The organism is Enterovibrio gelatinilyticus (assembly GCF_028683095.1).
Lineage (GTDB): Bacteria > Pseudomonadota > Gammaproteobacteria > Enterobacterales > Vibrionaceae > Enterovibrio > Enterovibrio gelatinilyticus.
The window spans coordinates 167,301-183,195 of record NZ_JAJUBC010000002.1; the positions used below are offsets into that span (position 1 = coordinate 167,301).

At 48.0% G+C, this 15,895-nt stretch carries 12 protein-coding genes; 4 read left to right on the forward strand and 8 right to left on the reverse strand.

All coding sequences use genetic code 11. The annotated features are described in order from the left end of the window. Nucleotides 1-8 precede the first annotated feature (8 nt). Complete coding sequence (locus LRP50_RS02330; protein ID WP_274162884.1) at nucleotides 9-605, forward strand: TetR/AcrR family transcriptional regulator; 597 nt, start codon at nucleotides 9-11, stop codon at nucleotides 603-605. A gap of 78 nt (nucleotides 606-683) precedes the next feature. Here LRP50_RS02330 and LRP50_RS02335 read toward each other — a convergent pair whose 3' ends face one another. From LRP50_RS02335 to LRP50_RS02360, 6 genes are all read right to left on the reverse strand, one after another. Beyond that, entirely contained in the window at nucleotides 684-1,712 is a 1,029-nt protein-coding gene (locus tag LRP50_RS02335) for an ABC transporter ATP-binding protein (RefSeq protein ID WP_274162885.1), read from the reverse strand. Further along, nucleotides 1,709-3,340, reverse strand: coding sequence for an ABC transporter permease (locus tag LRP50_RS02340; protein WP_274162886.1), 1,632 nt, complete (start codon nucleotides 3,338-3,340; stop codon nucleotides 1,709-1,711). The genes LRP50_RS02335 and LRP50_RS02340 overlap by 4 nt, the downstream gene beginning before the upstream one ends. A gap of 73 nt (nucleotides 3,341-3,413) precedes the next feature. Then, on the reverse strand, nucleotides 3,414-4,433 hold the full coding sequence (locus LRP50_RS02345) for a Fe(3+) ABC transporter substrate-binding protein (protein WP_274162887.1): 1,020 nt from the start codon (nucleotides 4,431-4,433) through the stop codon (nucleotides 3,414-3,416). Nucleotides 4,434-4,617: 184 nt separating this feature from the next. Beyond that, nucleotides 4,618-5,847, reverse strand: a complete 1,230-nt coding sequence (locus tag LRP50_RS02350) for an ammonium transporter (RefSeq protein ID WP_274162888.1) — start codon at nucleotides 5,845-5,847, stop codon at nucleotides 4,618-4,620. A gap of 21 nt (nucleotides 5,848-5,868) precedes the next feature. Beyond that, nucleotides 5,869-6,207, reverse strand: coding sequence for a P-II family nitrogen regulator (gene glnK / locus LRP50_RS02355; RefSeq protein ID WP_274162889.1), 339 nt, complete (start codon nucleotides 6,205-6,207; stop codon nucleotides 5,869-5,871). A gap of 279 nt (nucleotides 6,208-6,486) precedes the next feature. Continuing rightward, a complete protein-coding gene (locus LRP50_RS02360; RefSeq protein WP_274162890.1) occupies nucleotides 6,487-6,864 on the reverse strand; it encodes a YacL family protein in 378 nt (125 codons plus the stop codon). Between the two features lie 96 nt (nucleotides 6,865-6,960). On the opposite strand from LRP50_RS02360, the gene LRP50_RS02365 reads away from it, so the two are divergent. From LRP50_RS02365 to LRP50_RS02375, 3 genes are all read left to right on the forward strand, one after another. Further along, nucleotides 6,961-8,112: a sugar diacid recognition domain-containing protein gene (locus LRP50_RS02365; protein WP_274162891.1), complete on the forward strand. Its 1,152-nt coding sequence runs from the start codon at nucleotides 6,961-6,963 to the stop codon at nucleotides 8,110-8,112. A 123-nt stretch (nucleotides 8,113-8,235) separates the two neighbouring features. Beyond that, nucleotides 8,236-9,501: a GntP family permease gene (locus LRP50_RS02370; RefSeq protein ID WP_274162892.1), complete on the forward strand. Its 1,266-nt coding sequence runs from the start codon at nucleotides 8,236-8,238 to the stop codon at nucleotides 9,499-9,501. A gap of 11 nt (nucleotides 9,502-9,512) precedes the next feature. After that, nucleotides 9,513-10,652: a glycerate kinase gene (locus tag LRP50_RS02375; protein ID WP_274162893.1), complete on the forward strand. Its 1,140-nt coding sequence runs from the start codon at nucleotides 9,513-9,515 to the stop codon at nucleotides 10,650-10,652. 104 nt (nucleotides 10,653-10,756) lie between these two features. Here the strand turns inward: LRP50_RS02375 and acnB are convergent, their stop codons facing one another. Further along, nucleotides 10,757-13,354, reverse strand: a complete 2,598-nt coding sequence (gene acnB / locus LRP50_RS02380; protein WP_274163012.1) for a bifunctional aconitate hydratase 2/2-methylisocitrate dehydratase — start codon at nucleotides 13,352-13,354, stop codon at nucleotides 10,757-10,759. A gap of 226 nt (nucleotides 13,355-13,580) precedes the next feature. Beyond that, nucleotides 13,581-15,851, reverse strand: a complete 2,271-nt coding sequence (locus LRP50_RS02385) for a patatin-like phospholipase family protein (RefSeq protein ID WP_274162894.1) — start codon at nucleotides 15,849-15,851, stop codon at nucleotides 13,581-13,583. Nucleotides 15,852-15,895 lie beyond the last annotated feature (44 nt).

Here is a 15,895-nt window from a genome sequence, read left to right on the forward strand (position 1 = left end):
GAATCAGAATGGCTACATCAAGTGGACGCACACGAACCCGATTGTCGCCAGAGCAGAGGAAAGAACAACTGCTCGGCTATGCGCTCGAGGTGTTTTCTAAACGAGGAATAGGACGTGCAGGGCATGCAGATATCGCTGAAATGGCAAATGTCTCTGTTGCTACCGTGTTTAACTATTTCTCCACCCGAGAAGAGTTGGTTGATGTTGTACTAAACCAAGCAGAAAAAGAGTTTCATCAACTCATCTCCCGTAACCTAGCACTCGGAAACGGTGAAGCACATGCATCCTTGTCTCATGTCGCATCAGCATTAATCAATGCAGCATTAGAAGACAAAGAGTGGCTAAAAGTCTGGTTTGAATGGAGCACATCTATTCGCGAAGATATCTGGCCTAACTTTGTTAAAGGGAAGAATGTCGTTCTCGATCAATACGCAAGTTTATTCGAGCAAAGCGATGCACAAATCGCAAACCGAGATCCAATGGAACTCGCTCGCATGTTCGACGGCGTTTGTTACATTCTCTATCTACAAGCTCACCAGCAACCTGATAAAGACGCGCTGACAAGCCAAGCTCAAGGCTATATCGACATGCTTTGCAGCAAGTAGCTAAGAAAAAAGAAAAAAGCCGGCGTAATGCCGGTTTTTTTATATCCTAATCACAACCAATGTGCTGTTGCTATAACCTTAGTGGCTCGCAAACAGTACGGGGGCATGTGGCCTTATCTCAAGGTTCACAGCATCTCCGACATTGAGTAGTTGGTTAGAGTACACCATCAAGGTTTGCTCATTAATTTCAACCAAGTAGCGACTGCTATCCCCCATGAATTGCGCATCCGTCACCGTGCCTTGACCTGTCGAATCTGGCTCTAACGTCAAGTTTTGAGGACGGATCAACCACTCCAATGCCGTATCACTGTTTATGTGTTCAACGGGCCATTTTCCTAGCGGCGTGCTCATGGTGTTGTCATTATTCAATGACGCTGGCACATAGGAACCATGCCCAAGAAAGTCTGCGACAAATCGGCTGCTTGGCTGATAGTACAAGGTCGTTGCTTGACCATATTGCTCGATCACGCCATGGTTCATCACCGCTAACTTGTCAGCAAACGCGAAAGCTTCTTCACGACTATGCGTCACAAAAATGGCTGTTACGCCCTGCTCTTTGAATATCTTTCGAATTTCTTTAATCAAGCTATGACGAACTTGCGTATCAATATTGGAGAAAGGCTCATCCAACAACAAAAGGTCAGGCTTACATGCCAACGCGCGAGCAATGGCTACTCGTTGTTGCTGTCCTCCCGACAACTGATGCGGGTAACGTCCTTCCAAACCATCAAGTTTCACCAGAGCGAGCATTTCTTTCACCCGCGCAGCCACACTTGCCTTGTCCCAACCGGTCAAACCAAATGAAACATTCTCGCCAACTGTGAGATGCGGAAACAGTGCGTAATCTTGAAAAATCATACCCACATTACGCTGTTCAGGTGGCATGTTAACTGCCTCACCGACAATCTCGCGACCATTGATACTCATCTTGCCACTATCCAGCGGCAACAGGCCAGCAATCGCTTTTAACAACGTAGTTTTACCGCAACCACTCGCGCCGAGAAGACAGACTATTTCGCCTTTCTCAACATGTAACGACAGGTCACTCAGCACTGCCTGGCCGTTGTAACGACAAATCAAATCACTAACGGTAAGCGCTTCACTCATGAGTGGCTTTGCTCCAAAGAACGGTTAATCATAATAAGTGGGATTAGCCCTACAACGACCAACAATATAGCAGGCAATGCGGCGTATTCCAGATGCTCATCAGACGCATAGTTAAAAACATACGTCGCCAGCGTCTCGAAGTTAAATGGGCGCAACAACAAAGCGGCATTGAGCTCTTTCATCGATTCAATAAACACAAGCAGCATCGCTATCAAGCAACCACGTCGAATTAGCGGTAATTGAACGCGCTTAATGATGCTCTTGGCATTACATCCCATGGTGCGTGCCGCCATATCCAATGACGGAGAAACCTTCGCGAGACTCGACTCGACACTGCCAATCGCAACCGCACTGAAACGCACAACAAATGCAGTCAGCAGGGCAAACATTGTGCCGGAAAACAATAATCCAGGCCTTCCCCAGTCCATGGCTTTGGCAAGGTCATTGATGGCATGATCGACACTCGTCAAAGAGATCAGCACGCCAATCGCAAGTACGGTGCCCGGTACGGCATAGCCTAATGAGGACATTCGCATCGGCACATTACTCGCTGGCGTGGCAGAAAAACGGCGATAGAAGTTCACCAACAGCGCAATGATTAACGCAACAACCGCGGCAATGGATGATACATAAAGGCTATTAAAACTGTACTGGATAAAGTCTTCAATCGAACTCGACGAATGATAGTCCCAAGCGTAAATCAGCAACTGGCCTAACGGCGCAAGAAAAGCAATCGCAACAATCCCCCAACACCAAATCGAGGCTAATACTTTGTATTTCCCAAGCAATGGTGCTTTGGCAATTTTGTCGGCGCTGACATTTTGGCTAAATAGTTTTTGTTTACGGCGACTGTATCGTTCACTGCTAATTAGCAGGAATATCACCACCAGCATGATGGCGGAGATTTTGGCTGCAGCGTTTAAATTCGAGTAGCCAAGCCAAGTGTCATAGACCGCCGTCGTGAGCGTACTGACCGCGAAATAATTCACAGTACCAAAATCACCCAAGGTTTCCATGGCAACCAATGAAGCACCGACAGCGATTGCAGGGCGCGCTAACGGAAGTGAAACGCGCAAGAAGCTTTGCAGTGGCGAACACCCCATCAAACGAGCCGATTGCGTGAGGGTCAGACTTTGCTCCATAAATGCAGCACGTGCTAGCAAGTAAATGTATGGGTGTAGTACCAAGGCCAGCACAAAGCATGCACCGGGCAAGGTTCTCAGATCAGGAAACCAATACTGAGCGGCACTTGTCCACCCAGTGACATCTCGGAGAAATAGCTGAATAGGACCCGCATAGTCAAACCAGTCGGTATAGATATATCCAACGATATACCCCGGCATAGCGAGAGGCAAAACCAGCGCCCACTGTAACCAGCGATCACCGGGGATTGAGTAATTGGCCATGAGCCACGCAGAAGGGATCCCCATTAGCAGGGATAAAAAGACGGTTCCCACTACCAGCAGGATGGTATTTAGCGTGTACGTTCCCATCACCGTAGACATCAGGTGACCAAACACATCATCACTTTCACCGACTGCGGTATAGAAGATCGCTAAAATCGGCAAAACCAGCAGCAAGGATAGAGCCCAACTACTGGTTTTCAAAAATCGGTTCTGTTCTAACATTGCCTACTACATCATGGCGTCAGATAGCATAAGGGGGAATCAAATTCCCCCTTACTATTACAGAATGAAGTGATTACAGATCAAACTTCACTTCATCAAGCAGTTTCATCGCTTTCGTGTGATTTTCTGCAATAGTTTCTAGCGGCAAATCGTCGGCAGTGTATTCACCCCAAGAAGCCACAAGCTCAGAGCGAGCAACACCAGGCTTCACTGGTTCTTCGAAGTTCACTTCCGCGTACATTTGCTGTGCTACGTCTGACGTCAAAAACTCCATCAGTTTTTGCGCGTTATCTTTATTCGGCGCGTATTTCGCCATTGCCATACCGCTAATGTTTACGTGAGTACCATTGGCGTTTTTGCCAGGGTAATTCAGGTATACGCTGTCAGCCCATGTTTTTTGCTCTTCATCTGCCAGCATTTTACCAAGGTAGTAGCTGTTGCCCAGCGATACATCGCACAGACCTTCAGAGATAGCTTTCACTTGGCCACGATCATTGCCTTGTGGCTTACGTGCTAGGTTTGCTTTTACGCCTTCCAACCAAGTTTTAGCCTCTGCCTCGCCATGATTAGCGATAACAGCAGAAACTAGCGATACATTGTACGGATGCTTACCAGAGCGTGTACAGATTTTTCCTTTCCATTCAGGCTTCGCAAGGTCCATGTAATCAAAGTCATCGCCCAATTGACCAACACGATCACGTGAAGAGTAAACAGAACGAGAGCGTGTAGTCAGCGCAACCCAACGGTCTTCGCTGTCGCGATATTGTGAAGGAACGTTCTCATCAATGATTTTGCTATCAACTGGCTGAACCAAGTCTTTGTTAACCAGTTCCATCAAGCGAGAGATATCAACCGTGAGCAGAACGTCTGCTGGGCTGTATTCGCCTTCCTGTTCAACCTTTTCCGCCATGCCTTTTTTCGCAAACTTCACGTTTACTTTAATGCCGGTTTCCTTGGTGAACTCGTTTAGCATCGGTTCAATCAAAAATGGCTGACGGTAAGAGTAAACATTCACTTCTTCCGCAGCATTCGCAGCACCACTGGTACCCACAATCCCTAGCACCAAAGCAGATGCTGACAACAACTTTTTCATGTTTTTCCTTCCTAAACCGAAACTGTAATGAGAACGTTTATCAGTATCGTTAGTATACATATTACTAATCCGGAATCAACACCATGCTTTAGCTATCAAAGAAAAAAGCCCCACAACGTAAAGATGTGAGGCTCTTGTTAGCGTGTAATTTGTAACGGCTTATGTCACAAAGCGTCTGCGTTTGTTATTTCACGCTAACAAACTCTGGGTAAGCATCTACACCACAATCGTGGAAATCCATGCCTTCTAGCTCTTCTTCTTCGGTTACGCGAATGCCAATTGAGGCCTTCAGGAAACCCCAAACAACGAAGCTCGCACCGAATACCCACGCAAAGATAACGGCTGCACCGAAGATTTGCGCACCAAAGGTCGCATCTGCGTTGCTGAAAGGTACCGCTAGCAGACCAAACAGGCCACAGGTACCGTGTACTGAAATCGCGCCCACAGGATCATCAATCTTCAGTTTGTCGAGGCCAACGATACTGATAACAACCAATGCACCCGCCAAGCCACCAATCACAAGTGCAGCAACAGGAGAAGGGGATAGTGGATCAGCCGTGATAGCAACCAAACCCGCCAATGCGCCGTTCAATACCATAGTGAGGTCTGCTTTACCCCATGCTGCTTTACAGACACCGAGTGCAACCAATGCACCTGCTGCCGCTGCCGCATTGGTGTTCAAGAAGATTTCACCGACAGCCGTTGCGTTCTCAAAATCAGAAATCATCAACTGAGAGCCGCCGTTAAAGCCAAACCAACCAAACCACAGGATAAACGTACCCAAAGTTGCTAGCGGCATGTTTGAGCCTGGAATTGGGTAGATTTGACCGTTTTTACCGTATTTGCCTTTACGTGCACCCAGCAGTAATACGCCAGCAAGTGCAGCAGCTGCGCCCGCCATGTGAACGATACCTGAGCCCGCAAAGTCGCTAAAGCCTGCTTCTGATAGGAAGCCACCGCCCCATGTCCAGTAACCTTCAACAGGGTAGATAAACGCGGTCAGTACCACAGAAAATGCGAGAAAAGCCCAAAGCTTCATACGCTCGGCAACCGCACCAGACACAACAGACATGGCTGTTGCAACGAAGACAACTTGGAAGAAGAAGTCAGAAGCTAGAGAGTGATCCGCGCCTTCGCTTTGTGTGCCAATCAAGAACCCTAGAGATGGCAACCAGCCAGCCTCGGCGTTATCGACGTACATGATGTTGTAGCCCACTAGCAAGTAAGTTGTACAAGCAATGGCATACAAACAAATGTTTTTAGTCAGGATTTCGGTGGTGTTTTTTGAGCGAACCAAGCCCGCCTCTAACATGGCAAAGCCAGCGGCCATCCACATTACTAGTGCACCTGAAATCAAAAAGAAAAATGTATCAAGTGCGTATCGCAACTCAGTCACAGTGGTTAATAATTCCATGTTCTATTCTCCCTTAAACCCTTAAATTGCTTCCGAATCCATCTCACCAGTACGAATACGCACGGCTTGCTGGAGGTCGTATACAAAAATCTTTCCGTCACCAATCTTGCCGGTCTGCGCCGCTTTACTGATGGCTTCGATAATTTCATCGACGTTTTCTGAGTGAGCCGCGATTTCTAGTTTTACTTTTGGCAGAAAATCCACTTGGTATTCTGCGCCGCGGTATAGCTCGGTGTGTCCTTTTTGACGACCAAAGCCTTTCACTTCAGATACTGTCATTCCATCTACGCCGACTTCAGCTAGTGCTTCACGCACGTCATCGAGCTTAAATGGCTTGATAATCGCATTGATCAATTTCATTCCCGTCTCCTTGAACCAAAAATAAGATGTTCTGTACAAGGAGTAACAAGTTGCGTGCCAATTTTTATTTAATATAAATATCAATAGATTAGGTTGAAATTGATAATATGAGAGGATTTCAATGCACCGAATTGGTGCGAGGCATTCACTATTATTAAGCAGACAGCTTGGAGGGTATCAGTCATGCACCATCGGGTGGCATACAGAAAAAATATAACGCGTATCACTCTTTAGGCATGCGGCATTCCGTTTCCGCAACCGATTGAAATTAAAAGATAACTATCGACCATAACGACGAATAAAGTCTTGCCATGCTTCAAGTAGCACCGCGAGATCTTCTGGCCCACAAAGCGACATACTTTCTTCTTCGTATGTGTGCAGATCATTTTCTGGCATCTCTTCGTCATACCCTTCAATCAACACATTCGCTTGCACCAAGGCTTCTTCTTGCGTGAGTTGTAAATGGAAGACCTTACCCGCTCTATTCCATTCCCCACCTTGCGCCATCACCGCCTGTAAATGGTTAAGAACATTATCAATTTCAGCATGATCTGTGCCTAGTTCATCAATCAGCCAGCGACCGAGTGCTTCATGCCCCATTGGCAGTTCCGCATGAAAACTGTCATCTAAAGTATTGCGTCGAAATTCATAGTCCACGTGGTATCCTCGATATCACCGTATTGCCAGTCATCAAAAACCGAGACTAAGCTGGCAGTTATAAAAGTGTGCCTATTTTCAGGATCTGAAGACCCAATGCAACTCAATACCATGATCGCACGCCAGATCGTCGAGAGAACGATGAAAATCATCGGTCATTCCGTCAATGTCATGGATGAACGCGGCCTAATTATAGGCTCGGGAGACCCAAGTCGTTTGCATCAAAGGCACGAAGGCGCATTATTGACACTCGCTGAGAACCGAATTGTTGAAATTGATGAAGCAACATCAAATTCTCTAAAAGGGGTTAAGCCGGGAATAAACCTTCCAGTGATGTTCAACAACAAAGCCATTGGCGTGGTGGGCATCTCGGGTTTGCCCGACCAAGTGCGAAACTATGGCGAACTGGTGAAGATGACCGCAGAGCTCATCGTTGAGCAAGCCGCATTTATCTCCCAGATGCAATGGGACAAACGTCATCGTGAAGAGTTGGTGCTTCAGCTTATTAATGAGTCCGAGCTGAACAATCAACAATTGCTATCGATTGCACGAGGTTTGGATCTTGATCTTGAGCAGCCCCGCGTCGCCGCAGTGGTAAAACTCTTGCCTCGAGATGCTGAAACCCTTTCGCTCGAACACCTGCAATCCATGGTACACATGCTCGAAAACCCTGAACGAGATAATCTCGTCGGTATATCTTCAGTATCACGCCACGAAATTGTCGTGCTTAAACCCATCACTACTGAACATGGTGAATGGTCTCAGCAATCCGAACACAAAAAAGTCAAAAAACTCCTTAAACGTATTTCCGATCAGAAATCATTTCATGTGCAAATCGCTTACGGGGGCTATTTCCCGTCGCTAAAGGGGCTCTCGCGCTCTTACCAAACAGCCAGTGCAACACTCGCTGCTGGGCAGCACCAAGGCTCTGTTCTGTTTTATGAAAATCATACTCTCCCAGTTCTTTTGAGCGCGATGCCCGATAACGATTGGCGAACGCGTCAGCTGCACGAGCCAATGCTGGCACTCATAAAAAATGATACTCGCGGCACACTCACTAAAACACTCATCGCCTTTTTTGATCAAAATTGTGATTTGGTTCAAACGTGCGAAAGTCTGCATATTCATCGCAATACGCTGCGATATCGCCTTCAGCAAATCAATCAAGCAACCTCTTTAAATATCAATCAATTAGAAGGAAAAACCCTTCTATATTTGTCGTTTTTAAAATGGCAGCAAAACACCTAAATTGTGCAAATGCACAATATTGATTGAATTTCATCGCACTATCTTTAGTCAGTTGCCCAATGCTAATCACTCATACTGGGCGTACAGTGCTGATAGTTTTTCGTTTCAGCCGAGAAGTATGAGATGACCGAAGTATCTACATTGGGCGCATTGGCAGCCCTCATCGTTTCCATAACACTGATTTTAAGAAAAGTACCGCCAGCCTACGGCATGATCATTGGTGCACTCGTCGGCGGTATTGTCGGTGGCGTATCTTTAACAGACACCGTGACCCTCATGATTGGCGGCGCACAAGGTATCGTGACAGCGGTACTTCGCATTCTAGCTGCAGGTATTCTCGCTGGCGTACTGATCGAATCTGGCGCCGCAACCACCATCGCCGAAACCATCGTGAAGAAAGTGGGCGAAACACGCGCCCTGCTTGCATTGGCAGTCGCCACCATGATCTTAACCGCTGTTGGCGTGTTCGTGGATGTTGCCGTGATCACCGTTGCACCCATTGCTCTAGCCATTGCACGTCGTGCAGACCTTTCCAAAATGGCAATTTTGCTTGCCATGGTAGGCGGCGGTAAGGCAGGTAATGTGATGTCACCAAACCCGAATGCCATTGCAGCAGCCGATGCCTTCAATGTCCCGCTAACCTCGGTGATGGCTGCAGGTGTGATCCCCGGCTTGTGCGGCATGATGGTGGCATATTTCATCGCATTGAAACTGAAAAATCGTGGTAGCAAAGTTGCCGCTCATGAAGTGGTTGATGTCGATATGAGTCGCCTGCCTTCTTTTGCCACCGCCATGGTCGCGCCGCTCGTCGCCATTTCTTTGCTGGCACTTCGCCCTATTGCCGGTATCAATATCGACCCGCTAATTGCTTTGCCTTTAGGTGGCTTACTGGGTGCGCTTGCTATGCGCCGAGGCCGCGATACCAACCACTTTGCTGTTTCTGGATTAAATCGCATGGCTCCAGTGGCAGTGATGCTATTAGGTACAGGTACGTTGGCTGGGATTATAGCTAACTCAGGCCTGAAAAACGGCTTGATTGACCTGCTGACTACATCAGGTTTGCCATCTTATTTACTGGCTCCGTTCTCTGGTGCCCTGATGTCACTAGCGACCGCGTCCACCACTGCCGGTACAGCTGTCGCAAGTAGCGTGTTTGCCAACACCATCCTTGAACTTGGCGTTCCAGCCCTTGCTGGCGCTGCAATGATCCACGCTGGTGCAACCGTGTTTGACCACATGCCTCACGGCAGCTTCTTCCATGCTACCGGTGGCGCAGTGCATATGGACATGAAAGAACGCTTGAAGCTTATTCCATACGAATCCGCTGTTGGTTTCGTTATCGCACTTATCTCTACACTGATCTTTGGTGTGTTTGGCCTATTTGTATAAGGACGTTACTGATGAAAATTGTTATTGCTCCAGATTCTTACAAAGAAAGTTTGTCTGCCATGGACGTTGCAACCGCAATCGAAACGGGCTTTAAACACATCATGCCAGATGCAACCATCGTGAAACTGCCAATGGCAGATGGCGGTGAAGGAACCGTTCAATCCATGATTGATGCGACAGGTGGTCGACTTGTCGATGTGACGGTAACAGGACCATTGGGCACGCCAGTGGAAGGATTCTTTGGCCTACTCGGTGATGGCGAAACCGCAGTCATCGAAATGGCGGCAGCATCCGGTCTGCACCTTGTTCCCACTGCATCGCGTAACCCATTGTTGACCACCAGCTTTGGTACAGGCGAGCTCATCAAAGCGGCACTGGATTTAGGGGTTAAGCACCTTATTGTTGGCATTGGTGGCAGCGCAACCAATGACGGTGGTGCTGGTATGGCACAAGCATTGGGTATAAAACTGCAAGATGAAGCAGGCAACCCTATCGCATTTGGCGGTGGCGCGCTGAGTACCTTACATACCATTGATACCTCTGGGATTGACCCACGCCTAGCCAACGTAAAGCTGGAAGTAGCCTGTGACGTCGATAACCCGCTGTGTGGTGGAAAAGGCGCATCTGTTGTTTTTGGCCCTCAAAAAGGCGCAACACCAGAGATGGTCAGCACCTTGGACAGCAACCTCGCACATTATGCTGAGATCATGAAGATTCAGTTAAACAGTGATGTCAAAAACCGTGCAGGCGCAGGCGCTGCAGGTGGCATGGGTGCTGCATTGTTAGGTCTGTTTGATGCGGATTTACGTCCGGGTATCGAGATCGTCATGGATGCGGTGAATCTCTCTGAACATTTGAAAGATGCGGATTTGGTGATCACCGGTGAAGGCCGTATCGACAGCCAAACCATTCACGGCAAAACCCCTATCGGTGTGGCGCGTTGTGCGAAAACCTTTGGTCTGCCAGTGATTGGTATTGCTGGCAGCATTACCCAAGACAGCGTCGTCGTGTATGACCATGGCATTGATGTGTTGTTTAGCGTGGTATCCGGTGCGTGTACGTTGGAAGATGCGCTGGCCAATGCGAAAGAGAACGTTGAACTGACCGCCCAGAATGTAGCGAGAATGATGGCGGTTGGCCGCCATAGCTAACAAACGCTTCTCCTCGCTACAGACAGGTACAAAAAAGCCTCCAACTCAGGAGGCTTTTTCTTATCTAGCGTCTCGTATCTCAAAGAAAGAGACTCACCGAGCAGTTATACCGCAGCTTGGATGATCACATCATCTGCTTTCTTGGTGTACTGCTCCATGCGGTGGAAGTTCAGGTAGCGATACGTATCGGCTGCTGTTGCATCGATTTGTTTCGCAAACTCTAAATACTCTTCAACCGTTGGGATACGACCAATGATCGCGCCGACCGATGCCAGTTCCGCAGAAGACAGGTAAACATTCGCACCTGTACCTAGGCGGTTCGGGAAGTTACGGGTAGAGGTAGACAGTACGGTTGCTTTATCAGCAACGCGCGCTTGGTTACCCATACACAGTGAACATCCTGGCGTTTCGATACGCACACCTGCACGGCCGAAGATACCGTAGTAACCTTCTTCCGTTAGCTGGTCGCGGTCCATTTTCGTTGGTGGTGCAACCCATAGACGTGTTTCAAGCGTGCCGCCGAACTTGTCCAGAAGTTTACCAGCCGCACGGAAGTGACCAATATTGGTCATACAGCTACCAATGAAGACTTCGTCAACCTTGTCACCCGCAACGTCAGAAAGCAGACGTGCATCATCAGGATCATTCGGCGCACACAGAATTGGCTCTTTAATGTCAGCAAGATCGATTTCGATCACTTCTGCGTACTCAGCGTCTTTGTCCGCTTCCATCAGTTCTGGATTCGCCAACCACGCTTCCATCGCTGAAATACGACGTTCGATAGTACGAGGATCGCCGTAACCTTCGCTGATCATCCACTTCAACATCACGATGTTAGAGTTTAGGTATTCAGACACTGACTCTTGAGACAGCTTAACGGTACAACCTGCCGCTGAACGCTCTGCAGATGCGTCTGACAGTTCAAACGCTTGCTCAACCGTCAGGTGTTCAACACCTTCGATTTCAAGTACACGGCCAGAGAATGCATTGATCTTACCCGCTTTCTCAACGGTCAGAAGACCTTGCTTGATGCCGTAGTAAGGGATTGCATGAACAAGGTCACGTAGCGTGATACCCGGCTGCATTTCACCTTTAAAGCGCACCAAAATAGATTCAGGCATGTCCAACGGCATCACGCCTGTTGCTGCCGCAAACGCAACCAGACCAGAACCTGCAGGGAACGAAATACCCAGAGGGAAACGGGTGTGTGAGTCACCACCTGTACCAACGGTATCAGGCAGTAGCATACGGTTCAGCCATGAGTGGATAACACCATCACCCGGACGCAGTGCCACACCGCCGCGGTTCTGAATGAAATCAGGTAGCGTGTGGTGAGTAACAACATCAACAGGTTTTGGGTACGCAGACGTGTGACAGAAAGACTGCATCGTCAAATCCGCAGAGAAGCCAAGACACGCAAGGTCTTTCAGCTCATCACGGGTCATAGGGCCAGTGGTGTCCTGAGAACCGACGGTAGTCATCTTAGGCTCGCAGTATGTGCCCGGACGGATACCTTCAACGCCACATGCTTTACCGACCATTTTCTGAGCCAGCGTAAAGCCTTTACCCGTATCGGCAACTGCCTGTGGACGGCGGAAAACATCTGATGCTTCAAGACCTAGTGCTTCACGTGCACGGTCCGTCAAACCACGACCGATGATTAATGGAATACGACCACCAGCACGCACTTCATCATAAAGCACGTCTGTTTTCAGAGCGAAAGTCGACAGCACTTCGTCTGATGCATTGCTGCGTACTTCACCTTTGAATGGGTACACATCAATCACATCGCCCATGCCAAGCTTAGACACGTCCAATTCGATTGGCAGCGCGCCTGCATCTTCCATGGTGTTGAAGAAGATTGGGGCAATTTTGCCACCTAGGCAGTAACCACCCGCACGCTTGTTCGGTACGTTAGGGATGTCATCACCCATGAACCAAAGCACAGAGTTGGTCGCAGACTTACGAGAAGAACCCGTACCCACAACGTCGCCCACGTACACAAGTTGGTGGCCTTTTTCTTTTAGCGCTTCAATTTGTTTGATAGAGCCAATCACACCAGGTTGGTCTGGTTCGATACCATCGCGAGCATTCTTCAGCATTGCTAGCGCATGCAGAGGAATATCTGGGCGAGACCAAGCATCAGGTGCTGGTGACAAGTCATCGGTATTGGTTTCACCAGTGACTTTAAATACGGTTAGCGTGACTTTTTCTGGCACGTTTGGTTTAGACAGGAACCACTCAGCATCTGCCCAAGATTGCATGATTTGCTTCGCGTGAACATTACCCGCTTTCGCTTTCTCTTCCACATCGTAGAAAGAATCAAACATCAACAGCGTGTGAGACAGGGCTTTTGCCGCGATTGGTGCGAGTGCTTCATCTTCCAGCAAACCAATCAGCGATTCGATGTTATAGCCACCTTGCATGGTGCCTAGCAATTCAACAGCTTTCTCTTTGCTGACAAGTGGAGACGAAGCTTCACCTTTAGCAACCGCAGACAAAAAGCCAGCTTTAACATAGGCAGCTTCATCAACACCAGGTGGAATACGGTTTTCAAGCAGGTCGACAAGGATAGCTTCTTCGCCTGCTGGTGGATTCTTGAGTAATTCGATTAGGCTTGCGGTTTGTTCCGCATCAAGTGGTTTAGGGACAATACCCTGAGCAGCACGTTCTTCGACGTGTTTACGGTAGGCTTCAAGCACGACGTTTTCCTCATATTGCGGTCTGACCATCACGGTCAAACATCCTTGGAATTAAGCTCGGCTTGCAGGCACTTAACGAAGTGTAGGGGTGACTATCTTTCTATAGTGCCCTGCATGACGAAGCTGGTATGTTATCACTTTTTAACCAAATTTTAAATTCCAACCCCGGAATGAAACATTTGATTTAGCAACAAGAAAAGGGAGTCCTCCCTTCACTTTTGGACCTTTAAAATTCAGTTCCGAGTATAAAATAGAACGAATCGAGATCATTTTCTGTACGACCATAGGCGATAATGATGGGGCCTAATGGCGAATCAACCCCCGCAAATATACTGCCTGCCATGTAAAACGGTACTTCTTTTAGCGAAAAGTCTGGGTTGTTCCACACTCCGCCGTATTCCAATGAAGTCCCTAAATAAACAGGAGATTTAAACAAACCAAAATCGTTATCCAGCAGACGATAGCGGTAAACCACGGTTCCAAAAGCAATATTGTTTGCCCACAGTGAATCTCGCGGTATACCTGACAAGTTAAGAAACCCTCCTAACTCATGCGGTTCGATAGCGACATTGCCAACACGCGCATTAATGGTGCCGTATTTAGCCTTGCCATACATCGTATGCTTACCGATGTTCTTCGCGTAAATACCTTCGATATTAAGCACACTGGCTTCAGATTTTGCACCACCATCACTCCCATCGAGTTCATCGCGCGCATAACCCAAAGACATAGTTAAATAGCCACCACGATTAGGGAATACTCTGCTATCCAAGGTGTCCAATGTCATACTGACAAAAGGCATTTGGCGCACATAGTGTTGCTTGGCATAGCCACCCGCTATCTCTTCTTCACCATCGAGATAGCGATACCCCACCATGAACTCCCCCCAAAGTTGGGGTTGCCAGCCAAGTCCCACTTCCGCTATCACTTCACTGAAACGCGTACCTAACGTGAAGGTTTCATCCTCTAAATTTGGCTCTTCTCCACGGAAATAGGCATCACGCTCACGAATTTCTAATCCACCCAGCGCTTGAGCAAAAAAGAGTTGGTCTGCCGAGAATGGAAGATACAGTTCGGCTTGAGCGCGCTTATCAGTTCCTAGCTCAAAAAGGCTTCTGATCTCAGCGCCATAATCTGTCAGCCCCGTACTATTGATACTGACACCTGCTGAAAAATTGGTACCAGACTCAAAACTGTCCTCCAGTGCGAAACGGAAGTCGACAAAATTTGGCCCCCAGCTTTTTTCTTTCACATCAACAACAAGCACATTCTCATCACCTTGGTGCTCAAGGTGATAGCGAACCGTTTCAAAGCGATCTAGAGCATAGAGATTTTGTACCGACTGCTCTAATTTCTTACTATCAATTCGCCCTGTTTGAAGCGATAACCGAGCTTTTAATACGTCATCAGAAAAACTGGTGTCATTGTTTATGACAATATTGTCCACGGTCAGGATATCGCCATACATCATCAAGCGACGGCGAAGCTGCTTCTTTTCAATATACGCTTGATACTGACCCGAATTTAACCTCAGTGGCGCAAGTGCTTCTTTGTTTGCAAACGTCACCTGATAGCCTTTCTCATAAGCTTCAGGCATGCGATCGAACTCGGTGGTTTCCATGTCACCAACATCAGGCGTCAACAACACATCGCTATCCGTCATATTCGCAATTTGCTGATCGGTGCTGTTGCGCACCATGTAATTCACCAGTTGATTCATAACAGAAAGATAAGACCCTAGCTCCGCCGCTGGGCTGTAATCTGTGCTGATATCAACGGCAATCACAATATCTGCGCCTAACGCTTTAGCAACGTCTACCGGCATGTTGTTCACCGACCCACCGTCAACAAGGTAGCGTCCTTCGAGCTCTACAGGAGGGAGCGCACCAGGTACTGCCATACTGGCCAACATGGCTTCAGTGAGCTGTCCATCACCAATGACGACAGGCACCAGTCGCTCTATATCAGTGGCAACAGCACGATAAGGCACGACCATTTGGTCAAAAGATTCAAAAGAAGGAAGGTTGCCCGTCGATTCGCGTAATATTCGAATCATATTCTGGCCTTGGACAATACCTTGCGGAGTTTTCAGGCTCTTAAGGTCAAAACCGAAGTTTGTCGATAAGTTGTATCGATCTTCATGTTCCTTATCTCGAGTGCGTCTGTCGCCTCGATAAACACGATCTTGATAACCTTCACTCCAATTGGTCGTTTCGATCAGCACTGAAATTTCATCCGCAGTCATACCAATCGCATACAGCCCACCGACATAGGCTCCCATACTGGTACCTGCGATGTAATCCACTGGAATACGCAACTCTTCAAGCGCTTTTAATACCCCAACGTGCGCGGCGCCTTTCGCGCCACCACCACCAAGAACTAAACCAATGGTTGGTCTTTGAGAATTTTCTTCCCCAAGCGCTAAAGATGCTGGTAGTACGGCCGACAACAGCAGTGCTGCAGTAACCAACCTGCCCTTTACTAGCCAATTAAACATTTTTGCTGCCTTGCATTTCTTTAATGTCCATATATACAAATAAC

What these genes read in the sequence shown, in the direction of transcription:
- LRP50_RS02330 (WP_274162884.1), top strand. Translation starts at nt 9, where the DNA reads ATGGCTACATCAAGTGGACGCACACGAACCCGATTGTCGCCAGAGCAG.
- LRP50_RS02335 (WP_274162885.1), bottom strand. Translation starts at nt 1,712, where the DNA reads ATGAGTGAAGCGCTTACCGTTAGTGATTTGATTTGTCGTTACAACGGC.
- LRP50_RS02340 (WP_274162886.1), bottom strand. Translation starts at nt 3,340, where the DNA reads ATGTTAGAACAGAACCGATTTTTGAAAACCAGTAGTTGGGCTCTATCC.
- LRP50_RS02345 (WP_274162887.1), bottom strand. Translation starts at nt 4,433, where the DNA reads ATGAAAAAGTTGTTGTCAGCATCTGCTTTGGTGCTAGGGATTGTGGGT.
- LRP50_RS02350 (WP_274162888.1), bottom strand. Translation starts at nt 5,847, where the DNA reads ATGGAATTATTAACCACTGTGACTGAGTTGCGATACGCACTTGATACA.
- glnK (WP_274162889.1), bottom strand. Translation starts at nt 6,207, where the DNA reads ATGAAATTGATCAATGCGATTATCAAGCCATTTAAGCTCGATGACGTG.
- LRP50_RS02365 (WP_274162891.1), top strand. Translation starts at nt 6,961, where the DNA reads ATGCAACTCAATACCATGATCGCACGCCAGATCGTCGAGAGAACGATG.
- LRP50_RS02370 (WP_274162892.1), top strand. Translation starts at nt 8,236, where the DNA reads ATGACCGAAGTATCTACATTGGGCGCATTGGCAGCCCTCATCGTTTCC.
- LRP50_RS02375 (WP_274162893.1), top strand. Translation starts at nt 9,513, where the DNA reads ATGAAAATTGTTATTGCTCCAGATTCTTACAAAGAAAGTTTGTCTGCC.
- LRP50_RS02385 (WP_274162894.1), bottom strand. Translation starts at nt 15,851, where the DNA reads ATGTTTAATTGGCTAGTAAAGGGCAGGTTGGTTACTGCAGCACTGCTG.